This is a genomic window from Pseudomonas fluorescens (assembly GCF_000968015.1).
Classification (GTDB): Bacteria; Pseudomonadota; Gammaproteobacteria; order Pseudomonadales; family Pseudomonadaceae; genus Aquipseudomonas; species Aquipseudomonas fluorescens_W.
In genome coordinates this window covers 1-844 of the sequence record NZ_LACH01000136.1, presented here as the reverse complement: position 1 = coordinate 844, position 844 = coordinate 1, and the positions used below count along the sequence as shown (strand labels likewise).

The 844-nt window shown below is 60.9% G+C and carries 1 protein-coding gene; it reads left to right on the top strand.

What is annotated here, in order from left to right:
* The coding region (locus VD17_RS31140) for an efflux RND transporter permease subunit (RefSeq protein ID WP_185753272.1) at positions 1 to 844 on the top strand (844 nt) is incomplete at both ends.

The following is an 844-nucleotide window of genomic DNA, read 5'->3' as shown; positions in this document are numbered from 1 at the left end:
GCTGATGGGCTACTGGATTCGCGGGCGGATTCCCAATGAGGAACAGAATCCGCTGAACCGTTGGTTGATTCGGATCTATCAACCGGCCCTTGACGCGGTGCTGCGTCGGCCAAAAATCACCATGCTTCTCGCGCTACTGGTCTTTCTCAGCGCGCTATGGCCGATCTCTCGCTTGGGCGGCGAGTTCCTCCCTGCGCTGGACGAGGGCGATCTGCTCTACATGCCTTCGGCTCTGCCGGGGTTGTCGGCGCAGAAAGCGGCGCAGCTGCTGCAACAGACCGACCGTCTGATCAAGACCGTACCTGAAGTCGAACACGTCTTTGGTAAGGCTGGCCGCGCCGAAACCGCCACCGATCCGGCACCGCTGGAGATGTTCGAGACCACTATCCAGTTCAAGCCGCATGAGCAGTGGCGCCCTGGGATGACCCAGGAGAAGTTGGTGGAGGAACTGGATCGAGTGGTACGTGTCCCTGGGCTGACCAATATCTGGATACCACCGATCCGCAACCGCATCGACATGCTGGCCACCGGGATCAAGAGCCCGATAGGGGTAAAAATTGCCGGCACCAACCTGACGGAGATCGATGCGGCCACCCAGGCCGTCGAACGCGTGGCCAAGGACGTGCCCGGGGTCAGTTCAGCCCTGGCCGAACGATTGACCGGCGGACGCTATATCGACGTGGATATCGACCGCAAGGCTGCTGCCCGCTACGGGCTGAATATCGCCGATGTGCAGTCGATCGTGGCTGGCGCTATCGGTGGTGAAAACGTCGGAGAGACCATTGAAGGGCTCGCTCGCTTCCCGATCAACGTGCGTTATCCCCGTGAGTGGCGTGACTCGCTC